The organism is Rhizobium sp. NZLR11 (assembly GCF_019685115.1).
In the GTDB taxonomy this organism is placed as follows: Bacteria; Pseudomonadota; Alphaproteobacteria; order Rhizobiales; family Rhizobiaceae; genus Rhizobium.
In genome coordinates, this window is record NZ_JABDWD010000017.1 from 84,855 (window position 1) to 104,665 (window position 19,811).

At 60.7% G+C, this 19,811-nt stretch carries 16 protein-coding genes; 9 read left to right on the top strand and 7 right to left on the bottom strand.

Features of this window, described 5'->3' with window-relative positions; genetic code table 11:
• Window positions 1–249 precede the first annotated feature (249 nt).
• The 3 genes from HJB83_RS25225 to HJB83_RS25235 all read left to right on the top strand — a co-directional run bounded on the left by HJB83_RS25225 (window position 250) and on the right by HJB83_RS25235 (window position 3,960).
• Window positions 250–1,170 (top strand): hypothetical protein, encoded by a 921-nt coding sequence (locus HJB83_RS25225; RefSeq protein ID WP_221116311.1) that lies wholly within the window; start codon window positions 250–252, stop codon window positions 1,168–1,170.
• 165 nt (window positions 1,171–1,335) lie between these two features.
• Window positions 1,336–3,453 carry a catalase gene (locus HJB83_RS25230; RefSeq protein ID WP_207583949.1) on the top strand — a complete coding sequence of 706 codons (2,118 nt, stop codon included), beginning with the start codon at window positions 1,336–1,338 and terminating at the stop codon, window positions 3,451–3,453.
• Window positions 3,454–3,600: 147 nt separating this feature from the next.
• Window positions 3,601–3,960 (top strand): low affinity iron permease family protein, encoded by a 360-nt coding sequence (locus HJB83_RS25235; RefSeq protein WP_207583948.1) that lies wholly within the window; start codon window positions 3,601–3,603, stop codon window positions 3,958–3,960.
• Between the two features lie 26 nt (window positions 3,961–3,986).
• Here the strand turns inward: HJB83_RS25235 and HJB83_RS25240 are convergent, their stop codons facing one another.
• Entirely contained in the window at window positions 3,987–4,394 is a 408-nt protein-coding gene (locus HJB83_RS25240) for a low affinity iron permease family protein (protein ID WP_207583947.1), read from the bottom strand.
• A 210-nt stretch (window positions 4,395–4,604) separates the two neighbouring features.
• Here HJB83_RS25240 and HJB83_RS25245 point away from each other — a divergent pair, with 210 nt between their 5' ends.
• Window positions 4,605–5,696: a PHB depolymerase family esterase gene (locus HJB83_RS25245; protein ID WP_207583946.1), complete on the top strand. Its 1,092-nt coding sequence runs from the start codon at window positions 4,605–4,607 to the stop codon at window positions 5,694–5,696.
• A gap of 72 nt (window positions 5,697–5,768) precedes the next feature.
• Here the strand turns inward: HJB83_RS25245 and HJB83_RS25250 are convergent, their stop codons facing one another.
• The gene (locus tag HJB83_RS25250; RefSeq protein ID WP_221116309.1) at window positions 5,769–6,068 is read right to left on the bottom strand and encodes a DUF6074 family protein; all 300 of its coding nucleotides are present in this window, start codon (window positions 6,066–6,068) and stop codon (window positions 5,769–5,771) included.
• 199 nt (window positions 6,069–6,267) lie between these two features.
• Between HJB83_RS25250 and HJB83_RS25255 the strand changes: the two genes are divergently transcribed.
• Window positions 6,268–7,533 (top strand): glycerate kinase, encoded by a 1,266-nt coding sequence (locus tag HJB83_RS25255; RefSeq protein WP_207583944.1) that lies wholly within the window; start codon window positions 6,268–6,270, stop codon window positions 7,531–7,533.
• A gap of 27 nt (window positions 7,534–7,560) precedes the next feature.
• Here HJB83_RS25255 and HJB83_RS25260 read toward each other — a convergent pair whose 3' ends face one another.
• The 5 genes from HJB83_RS25260 to HJB83_RS25280 all read right to left on the bottom strand — a co-directional run bounded on the left by HJB83_RS25260 (window position 7,561) and on the right by HJB83_RS25280 (window position 13,505).
• Window positions 7,561–8,514, bottom strand: a complete 954-nt coding sequence (locus tag HJB83_RS25260; protein ID WP_207583943.1) for an NAD(P)-dependent oxidoreductase — start codon at window positions 8,512–8,514, stop codon at window positions 7,561–7,563.
• Between the two features lie 95 nt (window positions 8,515–8,609).
• Window positions 8,610–9,566, bottom strand: a complete 957-nt coding sequence (locus HJB83_RS25265) for a lytic transglycosylase domain-containing protein (protein WP_207583942.1) — start codon at window positions 9,564–9,566, stop codon at window positions 8,610–8,612.
• 149 nt (window positions 9,567–9,715) lie between these two features.
• On the bottom strand, window positions 9,716–10,375 hold the full coding sequence (locus HJB83_RS25270; RefSeq protein ID WP_207583941.1) for a peroxiredoxin: 660 nt from the start codon (window positions 10,373–10,375) through the stop codon (window positions 9,716–9,718).
• Window positions 10,376–10,663: 288 nt separating this feature from the next.
• Window positions 10,664–11,662 (bottom strand): TRAP transporter substrate-binding protein, encoded by a 999-nt coding sequence (locus HJB83_RS25275; protein ID WP_221132669.1) that lies wholly within the window; start codon window positions 11,660–11,662, stop codon window positions 10,664–10,666.
• A gap of 16 nt (window positions 11,663–11,678) precedes the next feature.
• Window positions 11,679–13,505 carry a TRAP transporter large permease subunit gene (locus HJB83_RS25280; RefSeq protein WP_221132670.1) on the bottom strand — a complete coding sequence of 609 codons (1,827 nt, stop codon included), beginning with the start codon at window positions 13,503–13,505 and terminating at the stop codon, window positions 11,679–11,681.
• A 255-nt stretch (window positions 13,506–13,760) separates the two neighbouring features.
• Between HJB83_RS25280 and HJB83_RS25285 the strand changes: the two genes are divergently transcribed.
• The 4 genes from HJB83_RS25285 to nirB all read left to right on the top strand — a co-directional run bounded on the left by HJB83_RS25285 (window position 13,761) and on the right by nirB (window position 19,810).
• The gene (locus tag HJB83_RS25285) at window positions 13,761–14,348 is read left to right on the top strand and encodes an ANTAR domain-containing response regulator (protein ID WP_207583937.1); all 588 of its coding nucleotides are present in this window, start codon (window positions 13,761–13,763) and stop codon (window positions 14,346–14,348) included.
• 34 nt (window positions 14,349–14,382) lie between these two features.
• On the top strand, window positions 14,383–15,666 hold the full coding sequence (locus tag HJB83_RS25290) for a CmpA/NrtA family ABC transporter substrate-binding protein (protein WP_221132671.1): 1,284 nt from the start codon (window positions 14,383–14,385) through the stop codon (window positions 15,664–15,666).
• A gap of 434 nt (window positions 15,667–16,100) precedes the next feature.
• On the top strand, window positions 16,101–17,342 hold the full coding sequence (locus HJB83_RS25295) for a nitrate/nitrite transporter (protein WP_207583935.1): 1,242 nt from the start codon (window positions 16,101–16,103) through the stop codon (window positions 17,340–17,342).
• 17 nt (window positions 17,343–17,359) lie between these two features.
• Window positions 17,360–19,810: a nitrite reductase large subunit NirB gene (nirB, locus tag HJB83_RS25300; RefSeq protein ID WP_221132672.1), complete on the top strand. Its 2,451-nt coding sequence runs from the start codon at window positions 17,360–17,362 to the stop codon at window positions 19,808–19,810.
• Window position 19,811 lies beyond the last annotated feature (1 nt).

Genomic DNA, 19,811 nt, shown 5'->3' on the forward strand with positions numbered 1-19,811 from the left:
GCGCGTTGCTCGACTGGCGTTAGCGGGAGCGCCCAAGATTTCGTCGATCTTTATCATCCGCGCCTGAAGATCGTCGACGATCAAGCCGGCCGGGAACAAAGGCCGTGGTTCAAAGTTGAGTGGCATTAACAACGTAACGTCAGTTTCTGACAGGAGGTCTCTCATGGGTCGCGGTATTCTACTTTGGCTGCTCGGTGTTCCACTGCCTATCATCATTCTTCTGGCTCTGTTTATGCGATAGGAGCAGATATGTCGGTTTCAATGACAGGTTCCGGAGAGATTGCCACTCCGGTCGAATCCTCCAAATCGGCTATGACATGGGGGCCTATCTTTGGGGGAGCCGCGGCAGCCATTGGCGTGACGCTCATCCTTTTGCTGCTCGGATCCGGGCTCGGGCTGACCATGGTGTCGCCCTGGTCGGGGCAAAGCAGTTCGCTCGGGACACTCGGTGTGACGGCGGCAATCTGGCTCGTTCTCGTGCAATGGCTCTCTTCGGCGCTCGGAGGCTATATTACCGGACGGCTGCGGACGAAATGGGCGGCTGTCCACACTGATGAAGTTTTCTTCCGTGACACCGCGCATGGTTTCTTGAGCTGGGCTTTGGCGACAGTCTTCGTCGCCTGCTTTCTTGCATCGTCGCTGACCTCGCTGGCCGGCGCAGGTGCACAAGCCGTGGGTTCAGCGGCACATGCCGTGGGATCGACTGCCACTGCCGCCGGTACGGCAGCAGCATCGTCGGCAACTTCGCCGGTGGATCTCTCCACTTCCTATTTTACCGACGCACTGCTGCGCCCCGATCAGGCGCGAGCAGCGGCCACATCCAATGATGCCGCGGCAACATCGGAGGTGTCTCGCATCCTGCTCAACGGCGCCGCCGAGGGCAAGATTCCCGATGACGACAAGGCCTATCTTGCCACCATCGTCTCTTCTCGGACCGGTCTTTCCGAAGCCGATGCACGCACCCGCGTCGATGCGGTGTTGAAGCGTATCGACGACACCAAGGTTGCCGCCCAGAAAGCTGCCGATGAGGCACGCAAGGCGGCCTCCACCACGGCCCTGCTCGGCTCGCTGTCACTTCTGATCGGGGCTTTCATCGCCTCTGCCGCCGCAGCGTTTGGCGGATCGCAACGCGACGAAGAGGAAGATCTCATCGTCACTTCCCGGCGCTAAAGGCCCGGGTGAACTCGGGGCGCGGGGTCGAAAGGCCGCGCGCCCTATTTATGTTGTCTTGTTTGAAACGCAGCCCTTCGCCAGGTTGCAGTTTATTTTGCGGCGAGCGGAACATGTGGCCATTTTTGAGCTTCGGTTAAGTCAAACCTTTTCCGGAGAAGATAGATGGCCAAGAAGACGTCCAAGATCTCGCCCTCGGACAGTGCAACGATCCATGATCAGAAACTGCATCGCGGTGCAGGCGGTGAGCTTCATCAGTTTGCCGAAGACGGCATGCCGGTGTTGACCACGGCTCAAGGCGGCCCCGTCTCCGACGATCAGAATACGCTTCGCGTCGGCGCCCGTGGCCCCGCCCTCATCGAGGACTTCCATTTTCGCGAGAAGATTTTTCATTTCGACCACGAGCGCATCCCCGAGCGGGTCGTCCATGCGCGCGGTTACGGCGCCCATGGCTACTTCGAAACATACGAATCGCTGGCCGCCTATACCCGGGCCGATCTTTTCCAGCGGCCTGGCGAAAAGACGCCAGCCTTCGTACGGTTTTCCACAGTTGCCGGCAGCAAGGGTTCCGTTGATCTGGCGCGCGACGTTCGTGGTTTCGCGGTGAAGCTCTATACGCAGCAGGGTAATTGGGATCTGGTCGGCAATAACATTCCCGTCTTCTTCATTCAGGACGCAATCAAATTTCCCGACGTCATCCATTCCGTGAAGCCGGAGCCCGACAGGGAATTTCCGCAGGCGCAGTCGGCGCATGACAATTTCTGGGACTTCATCACCCTCACCCCCGAAAGCATGCACATGATCATGTGGGTCATGTCGGACCGCGCCATCCCGCGCTCCTTTCGTTTCATGGAGGGTTTCGGTGTTCACACCTTCCGCTTCATCAACGCCGCCGATGAATCGACCTTCGTCAAATTCCATTGGAAACCGAAACTTGGCCTGCAATCCGTCGCATGGAACGAGGCGGTCAAAATCAATGGTGCGGATCCGGACTTCCATCGCCGCGACCTCTGGCAGTCGGTCCAGTCAGGAAACTTCCCGGAATGGGAGCTCTGTGTCCAGCTCTTCGATCAGGACTTCGCCGATACGTTCGACTTCGACATCCTCGATCCGACGAAGATCATTCCCGAGGAGGTCTTGCCGGTCAAACCGGTCGGCCGTCTCGTGCTCGACCGAATGCCCGAAAACTTTTTCGCCGAGACCGAGCAGGTCGCCTTCATGACGCAGAACGTTCCGCCCGGCATCGATTTCAGCAACGACCCGCTTCTGCAGGGACGGAACTTCTCCTATCTCGACACGCAGCTGAAACGTCTGGGTGGTCCGAATTTCACCCATCTGCCGATCAATGCTCCGAAATGTCCCTTCCACAATTTCCAGCAGGATGGCCATATGGCGATGCGCAATCCTGTCGGGCGGGTCAATTACCAACCGAACTCCTGGAATCAAGGGCCACGAGAATCGCCGGTTCAGGGCTATCGTCACTTCCCCGCCGAGGAGCAGGGTCCCAAAGTCCGGTTGCGGCCGGAAAGCTTTGCCGATCATTACAGCCAGGCCAGGCAGTTCTTCATCAGCCAGACACCGCCGGAGCAACGCCATATCGCGGCAGCGCTGATCTTCGAACTGAGCAAGGTCGAGACACCTGTCATTCGCGAACGCATGGTCTCGCATCTGATGAACATCGATGAGACCCTGGCCAGCAAGGTCGGCCACGCGCTCGGCTTCAAATCGATGCCGAAACCTGCCGATGCCGCCATGCCGACGCGGCAGGATCTCGAGCCGTCGCCGGCGCTCAGCATTATCGAGCGCGGTCCGAAGCGGTTCGAAGGACGCAAGCTCGGCATTCTTGTCAGCGATGGTACCGATGCCGCTATCTTCAAGGCGCTGCTTGCTGAAATCACCGAACAGAGGGCAAGTTTCGAAGTGATCGCGCCAAAGATCGGCGGCGTGACGCTCTCGGACGGCAATTGGATCGAGGCGCATCAGATGATCGACGGAGGACCCTCGGTGCTCTACGACGCCGTCGCGCTCCTCCCCTCGTCGGCGGGAACGAGTGACCTGCTGAAGGAGGCCACGGCCCATGATTTCGTGTCGGATGCCTTCGTGCACTGCAAGTTCATCGGCTATGTGGAAACAGCGCTGCCACTCATGCAGAAGGCCGGAATTGCCGATTCACGGGATGAGGGCGTGATTGCGCTCGGAGCGGCTGGGGATGTATCGGCCTTCGTCAAGGTGCTTGGCAAACTGCGTGTCTGGGGCCGCGAACCCTCGGTCAAACGGAATTGACCGCCGCCATGGGAATGATTTGTCGCAATCTAAAACCCGCGTAAACGCGGGTTTTATACCGTATGAGGCACGCAATTTATTGAAACTACGTGATGGAAACTGCTTCGATCTGTTCCATCTTCCGTCCAATGCGCTGTGGAGAGCCGTATGCGCTGGTGCTTTCGACAGATCTCCGACTTAGCCGTCTTATGGGCAGGGCATCGTGTGGTCCCTGTCACGCTGGTCGCTTTCGTAGCCACATGGGCGGCAGTCGGCCTGAGTTTTTCCTTCCCGCGGCAGTGGCTTCTGCTGACCAACATGGTCGGTACAGCTATTATATTTTTCATTTTGCTGCTGGTGCAGCACTCGCAAAATCGGGACATGATGGCGCTCCATGCAAAGCTCGACGAACTCATCCGATCAAGCAAGGCAAGAAATCACTGGATTGCGGCTGAGAAGAAAGATGCCGACGCCATCGAGGAAATGCGCCAACAACACCACGACCAGATCTCAAAGACAATGAACTGAAGCGCGTCGCACGGAGGCGGCATGCATCAGGCGGATGCCGCCTCTGCGGCAGACTTTTCATCCGCTTTTTCCTCGACGCAGTCGGCTTGCGCGGCAAGCGTCTTGCTCATTTCCCTGAGTTCCTCCTCCTCCAGCTTTTCGATACCGACAAACTTGTTGGCGGCCTGGCTCGTCAGGATGAGTTCGTCAAGCTTGGCCTGGACCGCCTTTCCGTCGCGGTTCTGGCTGTTCTGCAAGACAAATACCATCAGGAAGGTGATGATGGTCGTGGTTGTATTGATCACAAGCTGCCAGGTTTCAGAATAGCCGAAAAACGGGCCGGAGATCGCCCATGCAAGTACGAGCGCCAGCGCCGCTACGAAGGTGAACGGCTTTCCCGAGAAATCGGCGACGAGGGTTGCAAAGGAAGAGAAGAAGTTGGGTTTGTTCGACATCTGAAAAGCCTCGCTGGATCGCAGCATCAATGCCGTCAATCGACAACATCAACGTCAAATCCGGGCCGAAGTTCCTCGCCGGTGAGCCGTCAGCGCACCCGGAAACACGGCCAACTCAGAAAATATTGTGCAGCGCAGCAACTTTTTGCTAGTGTAGACGTTTGGTTAAGCATCACCGCCATCCCGGCTGCTGATTGGCGGAGACTTTTCATGAGATCTATGTCAGACACTCTCGCACGCCTTGCTGCGCTGCGTGGAACGCTTCGCCCCCAACCCACGCAGGACAATTCCGATCTTGTCGCCTTGGAGGCGTTTGGCGCAAACCCGGGTGCTTTGGGAGGCCATACCTATCTGCCGACGAAGCGCGGGAAAAACATGGCGCTGGTCGTCGTCCTGCACGGCTGCATCCAGACTGCCGCCGGCTATGATATCGGGTCGGGGTGGTCGCGATTGGCCGAGGACTATGGCTTCGCGCTACTGTTTCCCGAGCAGCGACGGGCAAACAATCCAAACCTCTGCTTCAACTGGTTTAACCCGGAGGACACAAGACGCGATCACGGCGAGGTCTCTTCCATTCGCCAGATGATCGCAAAACTCGTTGCCGAACACGGTATCGACAGCCGGCGCGTGTTCGTGACGGGGCTTTCGGCCGGTGGCGCCATGGCCGCCGCCATGCTTGCCACCTATCCGGAGGTTTTTGCCGGCGGCGCGATCATTGCGGGCCTGCCCTATGCAAGCGCCGCGACCATTCCCGAGGCATTCGACCGAATGCGCGGCCACGGCGGTCCGACGGCAGAAGAACTTGAATTGCGGTTGAGAAGCGCTTCAGGGCACAAAGGTCCCTGGCCGACATTATCACTCTGGCAGGGAACCGCCGACAGAACCGTCGTGCCAGCCAATGCGAATGCGATCGTGGAGCAATGGAGAAATATCCACAGCGTCGACGCATCGCCGTCACGCGTCGAGGATATCGGGCGACATCAGCGAAGGGTGTGGACCGATGCTCATGGGGTCGAGGTGATTGAGCTTTATACGATTGCCGGGATGGATCACGGCACTCCGCTCGATGTCGGCACCGGCTACGGGGCAAGCGGCCCCTTCATGCTTGACGTCGGAATTTCCTCGACGGTGGAAATTGCCAGATCCTGGGGTCTGGTTCCCTCGTTTGAAAAGCGACTCGTCGCCAAATCCTCTGCTGCGCAACCGGAAAACGCCACGGCTCCATTCGCCGCGGAGAGCGACCGTGGCGGCATTCAGAAGGTCATTGAAGACGCCCTTCGATCCGCCGGCCTGCTGCGGTAAAGCGACAGACCGAGCAGCCCTGGCTGCTATGCCGTCATGCCAGGATGACCGTCGGAAGCCGGCGAGATTGCGCTATCGGTTTTGGGACTTGGGCAGTGGCCCGTTTTGATGGCTGAGGACGAGTTCGATCTGGACATCCTGCTGAAACTGCAGCACCCGCTGACCAACGTCGCTCTCCGGCATCCCGGCTGCCAGAAGCTGATCGGCGAGCCTGCGGCATTCGGCCCTCCAGAATTCTATTGCCTCTGCGCCGTGTCGGCGGCCGAGTTCACGGGCGCAGCGCTCGATATTGGCGGTTCCGGTTGCAGAGGGAAAAGCAATAACCCTGCCTTCACTACGGGCGGCGGGGCGGCAGGTCATTTCAGTAGCCATTGAACACAGGTTCCTTTGATCCTATTCGTTGTCTACGGGACTATGGTTAATGCTTTCTATCGTTCGTATCGGTTCCTTTTGACGAAGCAGAATTTGCAGCCCACGGCCGTCAGTCAGCCTCGCCTTCGACCTTGACGCCGGCACGCCGATGCGCCGACAGTCCGTGTCACGATCGACACTCCAGGCACAGAGACCACTGATGACGATGACCGTTCCCCGCAATTTCCTGAAAAGCCTGTTCGACGCGGCGGTTCGCGCCGCCGATCCGATAACCGGCATCAAGGCAAACCTGCCGGATCGGCCGAAGGGAAAGACCGTGGTAATCGGCGCCGGCAAGGGTGCTGCGCAGATGGCGCGGGCGCTTGAAAGCGTCTGGGATAGACCGCTCGAGGGTCTGGTGGTCACCCGCTACGGTTACGGCTGCGAGACAATCGATATCGACATCATCGAGGCTGCCCATCCGGTGCCCGATGCGGCAGGCCTTGCCGCGGCAAGGCGGCTGATGGAGACGGTGAACGGACTGACGGAAGACGATCTGGTGATCGCGCTGATCTGCGGCGGCGGCTCGGCCCTGCTGCCCGCCCCGCCGGAGGGGCTGGCCCTCGAAGACGAGATTGCCCTCAACGAAATGCTGCTTGCCTCAGGCGCGCCGATCTCGGCGATGAATGTCGTGCGCAAACATCTCTCGACCATCAAAGGCGGGAGACTTGCGGCAGCAACCAAAGCAAGGGTCGTCAGCCTGATCGTCTCCGACATTCCCGGCGACAACCCGGCGCATGTCGCCTCCGGGCCGACCGTGCCTGACGGTTCGACGCGGCACGATGCGCTGGAGATCATCAGGCAATATGGATTGCAGCTGCCGCAGGCGGCGCTCGACCATCTGAACTTGCCGAAGGCCGATGCACCGCGGCCGGACGATCCGGTCTTCCTACGGCACGAGCATCATATCATCGCCTCTGCCGGCGTGTCGCTGGAGGCCGCTGCGGCCCTGGCGAAGTCGCAGGGGATCGAGCCCGCCATCCTTTCGGATGCGATCGAGGGAGAATCGCGCGACGTGGCGCGGGTGCATGCGGCCATCGCCCGCGAGGTGCTGGGCCGGAACAGGCCGTTTTCGAAGCCGGTCGTCATCCTTTCCGGCGGCGAGACGACGGTGACGCTCCGAGCCAAGGGCGGCAAAGGCGGACGCAACGGCGAATTCGCGCTCGCCATGGCGCTTGATATCGACGGACAGGAGGGTATCCATGTCCTTGCCGCCGACACGGACGGGATCGATGGCTCGGAGGATAATGCCGGCGCCTTTGCCGATGGTGGCACCGTCAAGCGCCTTCGTGCCGCCGGGCTCGATCCGCGCCGGCTGCTCGACGGCAATGACAGCTATTCCGGCTTTGCGGCCACCAGCGACCTCTTCGAAACCGGCCCGACCGGAACCAACGTCAATGATTTCAGGGCTATCCTGATCCGCTGAAAGCCGGCCAATAGCAGCGATGGTGGATCAGGTTTTGATCCGCCCCTGCCCGACCAGCCATCCCACCGCCTCCTGCACCGCCTGCTGGGACGTGTACCTGGGGGTGTAACCGAGCAGGCGCCGGGCTTTGGCGATCGAGCAATTCGGGCTTCGGGCAATATGCTCCCACGTCGCCTTCGCATCTTCGGCCGTCTGGCTTTTGGCCCAGGCATTGAATGGGGCGAAGGTGAGCTTCGGCTCCTGCCCGAACCACCGCGACATGGCTTCGGCATAACCGCGAAGCGTCAGCGCCTGCTCCGAAACCGCGTGGAAACTTTCCCCGATCGACGCATTCCTGTTGGCGATCGCACCCATGAACATCGCCGCCACGTCATCGGCATGGACGTGATGGACAGTCTCCAGGCCGAAATGGGGCAGCGCCAGGGTCTCTCCCCGAGCAAGGGTTGAAAAGACCTGCAGGTTGAAATTACCGGCAGGATTGAGCGGCGCCCATCCGGGACCGACAATATGGCCGGGATGGATGATGGTTGCCGGAAAGCCGTGAAGCCTTGCCTGCTGCAGCAGATAGGTTTCGATCGCCGCCTTCTGGATGCCATAGTCACCGAAAGGAGACTTCGGCGCCTCTTCCAGTGTCGGCACGGCACTGGCGTGGCCGTGTGTCCAGATCGTGCCGGTATGCAGGAAATGACCGACATGCCCCGATAGTGCCGTCACCAGATGCTCCGCGCTCTCCAGCGTGAAGCAGATCATGTCGATGACGGTGTCGGCTTTCAACTCACGCACGGCCGTGCCGAATTCACCGGTCCGTTCCATCGCTGCCCGATCCATCCGACGCTGATCGACGGCAGCCCAGGCGCGGTTTTCCGTGTAGGGCTTGGCGGCGCCGCGGCTGATCGTGACGACGTCGTGCCCCGCCTCAACCAGACGAGGAACGAGATAGGTTCCGACATGGCCCGTTGCCCCGATGACCAAAACCCGCATTGTCGTTCCTCCCTTTGCATGATCCGCGCCGACTATGCTGCGCCGTGCCGCGATCCCGCAAGCGGAGTTTTCGCCAAGATGGGAAAGCGGCCCCGCTATCGATTCTTGAAAACAAGGCAGGTGCCGCCGTGACTGCGGATCTGGTTGCAGAGGTTGTTGGCTTCCGGGCGCGTCTGCCGGCCGATGCGGGCAGCATAACGCGGGCGAAAGCCGAAGCTGCGATCACGCTGTCGCAGGATCAGCGGTTGCTCCGCATTGAGCGGCGCAGGCAGATCCTGCACCGAATCGAGAAACATACGCCGGGCCACCGCGACATCCGCGTTCGCGGCAAGCTGGACGCCCCAGGGCGCCCAATCGCCCTCCGGACGCCAAGGCGTGTCCTTCAATATCCGGCGTTCGGCAAGCGCCACGCAACCCTCGAGAAAGGGCCTGTCCTTGTCGAGCGGGGCGGCCGCATCTTCCGGCGGATTGTCCTTCCACTCCTCCACCGTATGAGCGGTGATCGCCATGACGTAGCCGCGCGTCTCGTAAGGTAATCTTCCTGACGCTAGGTAAGAAGAAAGGCCGTTTTCGCCGGCATTGTAGGCAGCGGCGGCAAGGCCGAGATTGCCGAAACGATTGCGCAATTCATCGAGATACTGCGCCGATTTCCGCAGGGCTTCCAGCACCTGGTAGCTGTCCTCAAGGCCGCGCAGTTTCGCCGTTCCGGGCATGAACTGCGCAATCCCCTGCGCTCCCTTAAAGCTCACGGCATCGGGGCGAAAGGTGCTTTCGCGCCAGATGAGACGGGCGAAATAATCCGGCGGCAATTGATTGGCGCTGGCGAAATGCTCGATCGCGACGCAAAGGTCGCGATTGAAATTGTCCTTACGGATGCAGAGTGTCTCGCCCGATCCCGACGCCGAAGGCCCGGAGTAGAGACAGGCCGGCTCGGCAGCGCTTTCTTCCGGCTGGGCTTTTCCACTGGCTGCGGCGGAAAACAGAAGGCAGAGCGAAAGCATGGCCTTCGCCGTTCTCCTCCCAATGCCGGACTGACGCTTTCGCCCTATCATCGGATCTCAGCAGGTTCGACTTCCATCGCGACGGTGATCCTAGATAGCATCGATCAAGGCGCGAAGCTTGCCATTTCCGCAATGCCCGCACGAAAAAGCCGCCGCGCCAGATGGCCGCGGCGGCTTCAGGAAAGCTTTGAATACAGCGGTCAGGCCGTCGGTTGCTTGGTCTTCCGGAGATACGGCAGAACCGTATCGAAGGAGCCAAAACGCGTGATTGCGTCTTCGTTGGAAACCGCTGCGGTGATGATGACGTCCTCGCCCTGGTTCCAGTTCGCCGGTGTCGCCACCTGGTGCTTGGCCGTCAGCTGGATGGAATCGATGGCGCGCAGGATCTCGTTGAAATTCCGCCCCGTCGTCATCGGATAGGTGAGGATCAGCTTGATCTTCTTATCGGGACCGATGATGAAGACCGAACGCACCGTTGCGTTGTCGGCGGGCGTGCGGCCTTCCGAGCTCTCGCCGGCGCCGGCCGGCAGCATGTCGTAGAGCTTGGCGACCTTGAGGTCCTTATCGCCGATCAGCGGATAATCGACGTCGAAGCCGGTGGCGGTCCTGATGTCGTTCTTCCACTTGGCATGGCTTTCCACAGGATCGACGGAGATGCCGATGATCTTGACACCACGCTTGGAAAAGTCCCCGGCCAGGCCGGCCATGGCGCCGAGCTCGGTCGTGCAGACAGGCGTGAAATTCTTCGGATGCGAGAACAGGACGGCCCAGCCACTGCCGATCCAATCATGGAAGCTGACCGGTCCCTGTGTGGTGTCGGCGGTAAAATCGGGAGCAATATCGTTGATGCGTAAGCTCATGGTCGGCCCTCCAAAGCCTTGTGTTAAATCTTGATCATCTCAAATCGAGGCCATGGGATCCGTCCGCCGGAAGCGGTCACGAGATTGCGGTCAACAGGATCGCACCGGCCGAAGATAAAAACTTCCCATTCCAGGATTTTAAGTACGTCATATACCACGATCACCGAAGGCATGCTCTTTCGATTTCAGGCCTACGGCGGCATTATTTTTCCGATGCATCCGAGCGATGACAGGGCCGATATTTCAATCGGCCTTATCTGAAACATCAGGGGTCCGCCCTGCCCTCATTCAAGCCGCCTGCACGGTTTTGATCCTGTCGATGCCGCCGACAATAGGCGCGAAATCGGCCCAGACGCCCTGCGCGCCCTTCTGCCATTCATCGAAGGCTTCCGGCTTCAAGAGCTTGCCGCCATGGCCAACCGCCGTCTCGACGGACTTCACCTCGTCGTCGACGATCAGCTGGTTGAAATAGGTGGCGCCTTCGCTGGAAGCCTGCTGGAACACCGCCTTCTGCTCGTCATTGAGGCCAGCCCAGAAGGTCGAGGAATAATAGATGACGCCGGATGCCCAGATGTGGCCAGTCTCGGTCATATCAGGCACGACCTCATAAAGCTTGAAGCCGGAATAGGCCGATTTGGTCAGGTCCATCGCGTCGGCGACGCCGGTTGCGAGCGCATTGTAGGTCTCGGTGATCGGAATGCCGATCGGTGTCGTGCCGAACGCGCTCCAGAGCTTGGTGTGCAGCGGGCTCTGGATGACGCGGATGCGCTTGCCCTTGAGTTGCTCGGGCCGCGTCACCGGTTCCTTGGTCAGGAGATGGCGGGCGCCATAATTGATGAAATCGCCGACGACGAAATTCTGCGCCTGCAGCCTCTGCTTGAGATCGGCACCGACATCGCCGCTGACGGTCCTGCGCACATGGTCGGCATCGCGGAAGAGGAAGGGCAGATCGAGGATCTGCAATTCCGGCGCCCAGCCGGAGAGCGACGAGACCGTCGAGAGGCTGGCCTGGATCGAGCCGAGGCGCACGCCCTCGGCCACTTCCTTCTCGCCGCCGAGCGCGCCGTTCCTGACGATATTGAACTTGAACTGGCCGGGAAGCTTGGCTTCGACTAGTTCGCCGATCTTCACCCAGATCTTCGTTTCCGGCTTGTCGTCGTTAAGCAGCGAGGCAATCGTGATCGTCGTCGTGCGGGCGGCGGCCGTGCGGACGAAAGCGGGCGCCGCGAGCGCCGTTCCGGCGAGCGCTGCGGTCTTCAGGAAATGGCGTCGGTTGAGATTGTCCATGGGGTTGTCCTGTTCGTTAGACGATGATGGCCCAGGCGCAAAGGATTGCGAGCGAGACCAGAAGGGCGAGCAGATAAGGAACGACGGCCCGGAAGAGCTCTGAGGCGGGAATGCGGGTGACGCCGCTGACGACGAAGATCAGCATGCCGAGCGGCGGCGTCAGTCCGTGGATCATCAGGTTGACCACGATGATCACGCCGAACTGGATGGGATCGATGCCGGCGGCAACCGCTGCCGGCAGCAGGATCGGGCCGAAGAGCAGGATCGCGGCACCGATGTCGAGAACGAGACCGACGACCAGCAAAATGACGTTCGACAAAAGAATGACGGCAAGCGCGCTGCCGCCGAGCGCCGTCGTCAGATGCGAGATCAGCGAGGACACGTCATCGACCGCCAACAGGAAGGCGAAGGGGCCGGCCGTGCCGATCAGGAGACCGATCGCCGCTGCCTCGACCGCCGCCTGACGAAAGGCAACATAGAGCGAGAGGAAACCGAGGCGCGCACCGATGCCGAGCAGCAGCGTGTAAAAGGCGGCGAGTGCTGCTGCCTCCGTGGTCGTGACGATGCCGATACGGATGCCGACGACGACTATGACGCCGAGGCCGAAGGCGGGGATCGCCTGGACCGCCGATTGCCAGCGCTGTCTCGCGGTCGCGCGCGGCAACGGCACCTGTTCGGTGACCGTCAGGTGAATGGCAACCGCCAGGCATATGGCCATCAGGCAGCCGGCAAAAAAGCCGCCGACGAGCAGTGCGCCGACGGAAAGATTGGTCGCCGAGGCAAGGATGAGAAATGCGATCGACGGCGGGATGATGTTGTCGAGAACCGATGTCGAGGCGATGATCGCCGCCGCCTGCGCCGGTCGATAGCCGTGCTTGACCAGTTCGGGCTGGAAGGTCGACGCGCCGAAAGCGGCATTTGCGACCGAGGAGCCGGAAGCGCCGGAAAAGAGAACACTGGTCAAAAGCGTCGTCTGCGCCAGTCCGGCCCGGCGATGACCAACCATGGCGGCAGCAAAACGGACGAGCTGATTGGCGACGCCCGAAGCCGTCAGCAGGCCGCCGACGAGCAGGAAGAAGGGAATGGCGAGCAGCAGGAATTTCGATATGCCGGTGACGGTCGAGGAAACGATCGCCGCTTCCGGCAGGCTGCTGCCGAAGGCGATGGCGACATAGGCCGCGGCGAGAAAGGCGTGCGGCAGCGGCGCGGCGAGCACGAGACCGATCGCCGCGATCAACCCGAGGAAAATGCTTGGCGGCCAGTCGAGATCAATTGAGATATGCGGGATGCCGGCATAGAGCGCGACGCCCAGCGCAAGCGAAAGCGTTACCGGCAGGACCTTGCCGTCGGCGATACGCTGCAGAAGCAATACGACGAGGATCAGCGCGCCGCCGGCGCCGAGGAAGCCGAAGCGGATCCATTCCGGCAGACCGAGCGTCGGCGAGATACCGCCGAGCATCGTCATGATCTGGTTGCCGCCGAAACTCAGGATCAAGGCGGAAAGCACGGTGAAGATATCGGCGCCGATCCGCGTGACCTTCTGCAGGCTTTCCGGCAGCATCCTGACGAAAACGTCGAGGCGCATGGCAAGCGCGCTGTTGAGGCTGAGCGGCGCGCCGAGTGCGATCAGTGCCACATGCAGCCAGACTCCGAGGTCCTCGGCACCGATGAAGCCGGTGCCGAGGAAATAACGCAGGCAGACCGTGACGAGCACCATGAACAGCAACACGGCGAGAACGGATGCCGCGGCAATGCCGAGGATCACTTCAACAGCCCGCAGCGCCCGCGCCGCAAGCCCATCGTCCCCGACCCGTTCGATCGGACGAACTTCACTGGTGGCCAATAAACCTACCTTTGCCCAGAGGATCTGACACTCCTGATCCTCAAAAAGATCGCGGTCGAGAGCGTCACGCCTTTTCGCCGAAACGGAGCGCTTCCTCAAGCGGCAACGGGCCAGAAAAATCGGGCTATCGACATCGGTCTGTTGAATGGAGAAGCCCAAAAGTGCAGCATTTGATTGTTTTTTAGGCATTTGCGTTGATGCACGTTTTTCAGGCGACACCTTGCCAAAATTGCTGCAGTGCGTCATCAATGAATAATGACGCATCTCGATCTGACAATTCTGGTGATCGACGAAAATGCCATACGCGCCTCCATCATCGAAGAAGGGCTGCGCGAGGCAGGGCATGCGCGCGTCACCGTGGTGCATGAGGTCAACGGCATCGCGCGAATCATCGAAACACTGACGCCCGACGTAATCATCATCGATATCGAAAATCCCAACCGCGACATGATGGAGCATCTGTTCCAGCTGACGCGCACGGTCAGCCGGCCAATCGCCATGTTCGTCGATCGCTCCGACACGGCCTCGATCGAAGCTGCGGTCGATGCCGGCGTCTCGGCCTATATCGTCGACGGATTGAAGAAGGAACGTGTCAAGCCGATCCTCGACATGGCCGTCAGCCGCTTCAATGCCTTCAGCCGGCTGCGGCGCGAGCTTGCCGATGCCCGCTCAGCGCTGGAGGAACGCAAGCTCATCGAGCGCGCCAAGGGCATATTGATGAAAATGCGCGGACTGTCCGAAGAAGAGGCGTTCGCCCTGTTGCGCCAGACGGCGATGAACGAAAAGAAGAAGATGTCGGAAATCGCCCAGAGCGTCGTCACCGCCGCAGGGCTGTTGATGTAATGGCCGACGTTCGTGAATTTCCGGAGGAACCGGAGTGGATATGATGACGAAGGCGACGAATTTTAGCGGCGGGCTGCCCTCGCCCGTGCGCGTGAACAACGAAGGGCCGAAAGTGCTGCGGGCCGGCTTCATTCCGCTCGTCGACGCATCGGTGCTGATTGCGGCGGCAGAATTCGGCTTTGCGCAAAAGGAAGGCCTGACGCTCGATCTCGTCAAGGACGTCTCCTGGGCGACTGTCCGCGACCGCCTGGCATTCCGCCAGTTCGATATCGCCCACATGCTGTCGCCGATGCCAGTCGCCTCCATGCTGGGTCTCGGCTCCAATCCCTCGCCGACAATCACGCCGTTTTCTCTGGGACGCGGCGGCAACGCGATCACGCTGTCGACGCGACTTTTCGACAGGATGCGAAATGACGCGGGATTGCCGGAAACGGCAAATGCGCTCGACAATGCGCAAGCTTTGGCGAAGACACTGGCGGCGATGAAGATGCGCGGCGAGCCGCTACCGACCTTCGGGGTCACTTATCCCTTTTCCTCCCATAATTACGAATTCCGCTACTGGCTGGCGGCTGGCGGCATCGATCCCGACAGGGAGGTCAAGCTCGTCGTCGTGCCGCCGCCACTGACTTCGGACGCGCTTGCAGCCGGCGCGATCGACGGTTTCTGCGTCGGCGCGCCGTGGAATATGGTCGCCTCGGAGCGCGGCCTCGGCCGCATCGTTGCCGCCAAACAGGATATCTGGCCATCGGCTCCGGAAAAGGTGATCGGCATGCGGCCGGACTGGGCGGAAAGCCATCCGGAAACCGTTTCCCGGCTGATCGTGGCGCTCGACGCCGCAGCCCGCTGGTGCGACCGGCCGGACAATCACGACACGCTGGCGGCAGCACTTGCCGATTCCCGCTATATCGCCGCCCCCGTCGAGATCATTCGCCGTGTTCTCGCCGGCGAATTCAGCCTCGATGCAAAGGGCAACCGCCGCGTCATTGCCGACTATTTCATGTTCCATTCCGGCTTCGCCAACTATCCCCGGCCAAGCCATGCTCTATGGATCTACAGCCAAATGATCCGCTGGGGACAGGCCGAGGCCAGCCTCAACAGCGCAAGGGCCGCCGCATCCGCCTATCGCCCCGATCTTTATCGCAGAGCCCTCGGCGACGACAACGCACCCGATGACGCCGATATCCGCATCGAAGGCAATGACGAAGGCGACCGCTTCATGGACGACCACGTCTTCGATCCGACGCGATTGCCGGACTATGTTGCGGGCTTCGCCGTTCGGAGCACCCTGCCCTTCGCTTCCCACAGCGATGAGACCTGATCGACAGGCCGGCCTGCACAAAACGCCAGCAATGATCTCCGTCCGCCCCACCGCAACGCACAAAAAATTTGCACGATTTTTAGTAGCCCCAAAAACGAGCAGACGACAGACTTTTAAAAATACTGTTTTTATTCAGTGCCTTGATATGAAAACACCAATCTGGCACACAGCTTGCAAGGTTATTAGCGCGCAGATCAACGACGATCAGCACAATGAGCGCGCATTAGGCGCTCGCGCAAAACAGAGACATTGCTCTTCAGATTGAAGACGTAGGTCCTACTGACATGAATTCGGCGTCCAACGACGGGCGCCACCAGCAAAGCCGCTGATCAGGATACTTCGCGCACCTCGTGTATGCGCGGCCTGGCCAGCGGCTTTTTTGTTTTAACCCCCAACAATGGATCGGCACGACCTCGTCGGGCCACGGAGAAGCCATGTCCGTCATCGAGAAAGCAGAGCCTATGTCCGCCGGCGAACCAGCCAAAGCATTGTGGATCTCCACAGCCGCCTTCACCCTCTGTTTCGCCGTCTGGACGATCTTTGCGATCATCGGCATCCGCATCAAGCAGGATCTCGGCCTGAACGAGGCGGAGTTCGGATTACTGGTCGGCACCCCGGTCCTCACCGGCTCGCTGGTGCGCATCGTCCTCGGCATCTGGACAGGGCGTTACGGCGGCCGTCTCGTTTACACGATCACCATGCTGGCCGCCGCATTGGCGACATTCCTGCTCTCCTACGCCCAGACCTATTCGCAGATGCTGATTGCCGGTCTCGGAGTCGGGCTTGCCGGCGGCTCCTTCGCGGTCGGTGTCGCCTATGTCTCGCCCTTCTTCCCGGCGGAAAAGCAGGGAACGGCGCTCGGCATCTTCGGCGCCGGCAATGTCGGCGCGGCCGTGACCAAATTCGCCGCCCCCTTCGTCCTGCTGGCATGGGGCTGGCAGGCGGTTGCGGAGATCTGGGCCGTCTGTCTGGCGCTGATGGCAATCGTCTTCTGGTTCACCACCACCGATGACCCGGCCTTCCGTCTTCGCCGCGAGCGCGGCGTCGCCTCCAAGAGCCTGGCTCAGGAATTCGCGCCGCTGCAGAACGTTCAGGTCTGGCGTTTCTCGCTCTACTATTTCTTCGCCTTCGGAGGCTTCGTTGCCCTGTCGCTGTGGCTGCCGCGCTATCTGGTCGGCGTCTACGGCTTCAACCTGGAAACGGCCGGGATGGTTGCGGCCTGCTACTCGATCCCGGGCAGCATCTTCCGCGCCTTCGGCGGCGTGTTGTCGGACAAAAAGGGCGCACGCAGCGTCATGTATACGATGCTGGCCGTATCGGCCGTGGCCACCCTCATTCTGTCCCTGCCGGCCGCTACGATTACGCCTGCCATTTTCATCGTCGTCATCTTCGTGCTCGGCTTCTTCATGAGCCTCGGCAAGGCCGCCGTCTACAAGCACATTCCCGCCTACTATCCCGAAAGCGTCGGCGCCGTCGGTGGCATCGTCGGGATGATGGGCGGCCTTGGCGGCTTCATCTTGCCGATCGCCTTCGGCCTGCTCAAGGACATGACCGGCCTATGGTCCAGCTGTTTCCTGCTGCTCTTTGCAATCGTCGTCGCTTCTCTCATCTGGATGCACCTGTCCGTAAAGCAACTGTCGCGCCAAGGGCACTCCGCGCCCGTGGCTGCAACCTGATCTAAGGACTTGGAAATATGACCGAAAAACTTGTCATCATCGGCAATGGCATGGCGCCCGGGCGCATGTTGGAGCACCTCTTCGAACAGGCGCCCGGACGCTATGAAGTTACGATCTTCAATGCCGAGCCGCGCGTCAATTACGACCGCATCATGCTGTCGCCGGTTCTCTCCGGGGAGAAGGACTACGAGCAGATCATCATTCACGGTGACGGCTGGTACATCAAGCACGGCATCATGCTCTACAAGGGCCACAAGATCGTCAACATCGATCGCGTCGCCAAGACCGTCACCTCCGACCACGGCGTCACCGAAAGCTATGACAAGCTGGTGATCGCAACCGGTTCGGTGCCCTTCATCATCCCGGTCCCCGGCAAGGATCTGCCGGGCGTCATCACCTATCGCGATCTGGACGACGTGCAGGCGATGCTGCTTGCCGCTCAGTCGCGCGAAAAGGCTGTTGTCATCGGCGGCGGTCTGCTTGGCCTCGAAGCGGCGGCCGGTCTTGCCCAGCGAGGCATGGACGTCACCGTGCTGCACGTCATGCCGACGCTGATGGAGCGCCAGCTCGACCCCGCCGCCGGCTATCTGCTGCAGAAGGCGGTCGAAGAACGTGGCATCAAGGTCATCTGCAAGGCCAATACCAAGGCGATCGTCGGCAACGGCAGGGTCGAGGGTATCGAGCTTGACGACGGCCGCATCATCCCGGCAACGCTGGTGGTAATGGCCGTCGGCATTCGTCCGAGTGTGGGCCTGGCGAAGGACGCCGGCCTTGCGGTCAATCGCGGCATCGTCGTCGATGCCGGCATGCAGACCTCGGATGGCAATATTCTTGCGCTTGGCGAATGTGCCGAGGTGGGCGGCATGGTCTACGGCCTTGTTGCGCCGCTCTATGAAATGGCTCGGATTGCCGCAGCACATCTCTCGGGCGATCGCTCGCCGGCTTTCGTGCATGCGGATACACCGACCAAGCTCAAGGTCACCGGCATCGAACTCTATTCCCTTGGCGACTTCGCCGACGGCGACGACCGCCAGGAAATTGTGCTGCGCGATGCCAGCGCCGGCGTCTACAAGCGCCTGGTGCTGAAGGACAACAAGATCATCGGCACCGTGCTTTACGGCGAGACCGCTGACGGCGCCTGGTTCAACGACCTGAAGAAAAAAGCGACTGATATTTCGGAGATGCGCGAGACGCTGATCTTCGGACAGGCCTATCAGGGAGGGTCGCCGCTGGACCCTATGGCGGCCGTTGCAGCCTTGCCGGATGACGCGGAGATCTGTGGCTGCAACGGCGTATGTAAGGGAAAGATCACCTCGACGATTTCAGGCAAAGGGCTGACGTCGCTCGACGACGTGCGGGCCCACACGAAGGCATCCGCCTCGTGCGGCTCCTGTACTGGCCTCGTCGAACAACTCATGGCGCTGACGCTCGGTGACAGCTACAACCCGGCTGCCGTGCAGCCGATGTGCACCTGCACCGAACTCGGCCATGACGACGTCCGCCGCCTGATCAAGGCGAAAGGGCTGAAGAGCATCCCCGCCGTCATGCAGGAATTGGAATGGAAGACCTCCTGCGGCTGCGCCAAATGTCGGCCGGCACTCAACTATTACCTGGTCAGCGACTGGCCGGACCAATATGCCGACGACTACCAGTCGCGTTTCATCAATGAGCGCGTCCATGCCAACATCCAGAAGGACGGCACCTACTCCGTCGTTCCGCGGATGTGGGGTGGCGTCACCAATTCGAACGAGCTGCGCGCCATCGCCGATGTCGTCGACAAATTCGAGATCCCCATGGTGAAGGTGACGGGCGGCCAGCGGATCGACCTGCTCGGTATCGAGAAGGAAGACCTGCCCGCCGTCTGGGCCGACCTCGGCAAGGCCGGTTTCGTTTCCGGCCAGGCCTATGCCAAGGGTCTGCGCACAGTGAAGACCTGCGTCGGCTCCGACTGGTGTCGCTTCGGCACCCAGGATTCCACCGGTCTCGGCATCCGCATCGAGAAATTCATGTGGGGCTCCTGGACGCCGGCCAAGCTGAAATTGGCCGTGTCCGGCTGCCCGCGCAACTGCGCCGAGGCAACCTGCAAGGATATCGGCGTGATCTGCGTCGATTCCGGTTTCGAGATCCATTTCGCCGGTGCCGCCGGTCTCGACATCAAGGGTACGGAGGTCCTTGGGCTCGTGCGGACCGCGGACGAGGCGCTGGAGCATATCGTGGCACTGACGCAAATGTACCGCGAGCAGGCCCGTTATCTCGAGCGCATTTACAAGTGGGCCAAGCGTGTTGGCCTCGAAGAAATCCGCCGGCAGATCATGGGCGATGCCGAAAAGCGCAAAGCCTATTACGAGCGCTTCGTCTTCAGCCAAAAATTTGCCCAGGTCGACCCGTGGTCGGAGCGTGTTTCCGGCAAGGACAAGCATGAGTTCAAGCCGATGGCGACGATCGGCTATCCGCAGGCTGCAGAGTAAG